1 protein-coding gene is annotated in these 328 nt (G+C 68.0%); it reads right to left on the bottom strand.

What is annotated here, in order from left to right:
* The coding region (locus FLQ44_RS17890) for a CoA transferase (RefSeq protein WP_206208961.1) at positions 1–328 on the bottom strand (328 nt) is incomplete at both ends.

Below are 328 nucleotides of genomic sequence, written 5' to 3'. Positions count from 1 at the left end.
CGCCTCCAGTTCGGCGATCGTCATCGTGCGCGTCCATTCGCCGATCAGCGCGTCGAGTTCCTCCTGCCGCGCACCCCGCGCGCGGTGGGTCGCATAACGGTCGTCGCTCGCAAGTTCGGGGCGGCCCATCGCCGCGGCAAGCCGCGCGAAAACGGCGTCCTGATTGGCGCCGATCAGATATTCGCCGTCCTTGCAGGGGTACACGTTCGACGGCGCGATGCCCGGTAGGGTCGACCCGGTGCGCCGCCGCTTGGTGCCGCTCGCCGAAAAATCGGCGACGGTCGATTCCATCACCTGCAACACCGCCTCGTAAAGCGCCGAGTCGACG

The sequence above is a fragment of the Vogesella mureinivorans genome (genome assembly GCF_007644035.1).
Lineage (GTDB): Bacteria > Pseudomonadota > Gammaproteobacteria > Burkholderiales > Chromobacteriaceae > Vogesella > Vogesella mureinivorans.
The sequence above is the reverse complement of the archived record's forward strand: the minus strand, read 5'-3'. Positions and strand labels throughout refer to the sequence as shown.